This is a genomic window from Pseudomonas sp. (assembly GCF_050739995.1).
GTDB lineage: Bacteria > Pseudomonadota > Gammaproteobacteria > Pseudomonadales > Pseudomonadaceae > Aquipseudomonas.
The window spans coordinates 1-2,905 of record NZ_JBOICG010000295.1 but is presented as its reverse complement, the minus strand read 5'-3'; the positions used below and the strand labels follow the sequence as shown (position 1 = coordinate 2,905).

The following is a 2,905-nucleotide window of genomic DNA, read 5'->3' as shown; positions in this document are numbered from 1 at the left end:
GTGTAGCTGATGTACCGCATTCGCGAGCAAGCCCGCTCCCACATTTGCTTTGTGCAGATATCAAGACTCCATCAGAAGTCCAGGCTCACACCAACGCTCACCCCTTGCTGAGTCAGGTTGTCATCCTTCCTCACGTTATACGCCGCCCTCAGCGCCAGCTCCTGCGTCAGCTTATGGCTGACACCCAGGCTCAAGCGATCCGAGTTGCTGCGGGGCGTGTAGCCGTCCAGCTTGAAATCGATCCCCTGCACGCTGTTGAGCGAGATCTTCACCTTTTGGGTGTCGTTTTCGAACTCGTGCTCGTGGGCCACTTCGCCAAACACCTGGGTTTGCGGCGTCACGCGGTAGCTGCCCTGCAGGCCCAAGCCGAGACGCTTGGAGTCGCGTTGTTGATCGGCGAAGGTCAGAGCGGTGGAACGGTTGTCTTTTTCCGAGTAGCCATCCACTTCAACCCGCGAGTAATCGGCACTGACGAAGGGCGACAAGTGCCAGTCGCTGCCAGGCGCGGCAATGTCATAGCCCACGCGGCCACTCAAGGCCCACAGCCAGCCGTCCGTGTCGCCTTTCTCGGAGCCTTCGCTGACGCCCAGGGCGAACTTGCGTTTGAGGCTGTCGAAGTCCAGCTTGCCGCCGGTTAGTGCGGCATCGGCCCACCAATGGTTTTGCTGGTACTGCGCGAAAGCGCTGCCCATGTAGCTGTTGAGCTTGTAGTCCGAATCGCGTGCACCGGCTTCGAGGGTCTGGCGATACAGCCCGGCTGCGACGCCTACGCGCCAGCTCTCATTGAGCCGGTAGCTGCCGCCGACATTCACGTTGTAGCCACTGCCATCGCCGCTGGCCGAGCTGCTTTGATCGTCGAAATCCAAGTGCTGGCCACCACCGGCCACAATCGCTCGCCATTGGCCCACCGCCTGCCAGTTACCGCTGTCGGCTTGCCATTGGTTGCGCAGCTCATCCTGGTGCGCACGCAAGGTGCCTTGGGCCATCTCCGGCAGCAGGCTCACTTCCCATGGCGCCGCGAGCAGCGAGTAAGCGTAGTCGGCGATCAGCTGTTGCCCGGCAATGGTGGGGTGCACCGTGTCGTTGTAGATCAGCTTGGTCGGGTCTGGGTTGGTGCCGCCAAGCCCGTAGGTCGGGTTGGCGCAATCAGGGTCGCTGAAGCAGGTACCGGTGAGGTTCTGGTCGGTGGCCAGGCCGAAGCGGGCCGGGTCGGCGAAGGTTTCCTTCAACAGCAGCGGGATGTTCAGCGGAATGACCTGAGCGTCGATCTGCGACAGGCGTTGTACCAGCGCCTGGTTGAAAATGTTGCTCAGGGCTGTGCTTGGCCCTTGCGCCGGCGTGCCGTTGATGGCCGGTGTCAGCCCCAGGTCAGGCAACATCCACACCATGATGTAGCGCGCCCCCGCTTGTTGCAGGGCTTGGGCGCTGTCGGCCAGGCGTCCGCCCGCGGCAACCGCTTGGTCGGGACTGAGTACGCGGCCTTGCAAGAAATCATTGCCGCCACCGGAGAGGAAATACAGCGCGTTGGGGTCTGCTCGTCCGCCATTGGCGGGCAGGTAACCCTGGCGGCTGCGCAGCACGGTGCCGCCACCGGGGTTGCCGGGTGGAATCGCGGCGTTGGAGACTGAGGTGATGGAGTCCAGGATATTGTCGGTACGGTAGCCGCCGACAGCCCAGTTGTTCCCGTCAGGCAGACCCTGTGCCGCTCGAACCGGGGAAGTGGAGGCGTTCAGGTCGTTTGGCGCAACCCCCAGCTTTGCGCCGAGCAGGGTTGATGAAACCAGGCCATAGTCGCCCTGGAACGTCGGTCCTGTACGGTTGGTGAAGCGCAAGGTGGCCCCGGCATTGCCATCGGGGAACTGGCCGGCGTCCGCGAGACTGTCGCCGAACACCACCATGGTTGAGTAAGGTGAAGGTGCTGCAAGTGCCTGCGCGCAGGCCAGGGACAGGAGAGAACTAGCCAGGGGCGTAAAAAACGGTGCTCTGAGCATGCAAAAGTCCATTTAGTTGTTGTTGTATCGGAAGTGAGACATTAGCAAAGCGTAGGGTGTTTTCTGCAAGTGAAAACAGAATTTGCCTGCAAGTCGTTTGTAGGAGGTTTTCCCGTATTTGCGGCTCCATATTGCACCGCTGGCGAGGCTACGTTACTGTGCCTGAACGTATGAACGAGACCCTCCCCGTGTTGATCATCAGCAAACTCTTGATGCGAGTAGTCAAGGCACACGCCCGTTGGCGTTGGCGCGCCTGACATTTTTCTCTGCCGGCCCGGCCGGACCTGTACCGATTTGCCTTCTGCACCCTCTGTTTGACGCCCCTTGCCGGCTCACCCTGGCAACCGGAACGTGCGTCTGGCAGCGGGACACTCTCTTGGAAGGCGGTCATTCGAAATCAGTGAATTCAAGAGGTTTGAACCCACATGTTGCTGATGATTGATAACTACGATTCCTTTACCTACAACGTTGTGCAGTACCTGGGTGAACTCGGTGCCGAGGTCAAGGTGGTGCGCAACGATGAGCTGACCGTGGCCGAGATCGCCGCCCTGAACCCGGAGCGCATCGTGGTTTCCCCTGGTCCGTGCACGCCGACCGAGGCGGGTATCTCCCTCGAAGCGATCAAGTACTTCGCTGGTAAGTTGCCGATCCTGGGTGTGTGCCTGGGCCATCAGTCCATCGGCCAGGCCTTTGGCGGTGACGTGGTGCGCGCGCGCCAGGTCATGCACGGCAAGACCAGCCCGGTGTTCCATAAAGACCTGGGTGTATTCCACGGCCTCAACCTGCCGGTGACCGTGACTCGCTACCACTCACTGGTGGTCAAGCGCGAAACGTTGCCTGAATGCCTGGAGCTGACCGCCTGGACCCAGCTGGAAGACGGCTCGGTCGACGAGATCATGGGTTTGCGTCACAAG

2 protein-coding genes are annotated in these 2,905 nt (G+C 61.0%); one reads left to right on the top strand and one right to left on the bottom strand.

Annotation, left to right across the window (positions count from 1 at the left end; all coding sequences use genetic code 11):
* Positions 1-71 precede the first annotated feature (71 nt).
* A complete protein-coding gene (gene estP, locus ACRESD_RS10055) occupies positions 72-1,991 on the bottom strand; it encodes an esterase EstP (RefSeq protein ID WP_431750776.1) in 1,920 nt (639 codons plus the stop codon).
* Positions 1,992-2,416: 425 nt separating this feature from the next.
* Here estP and ACRESD_RS10050 point away from each other — a divergent pair.
* Positions 2,417-2,905 (top strand): aminodeoxychorismate/anthranilate synthase component II (locus tag ACRESD_RS10050; protein ID WP_431750775.1); only part of this gene is annotated, 489 nt, incomplete at its 3' end.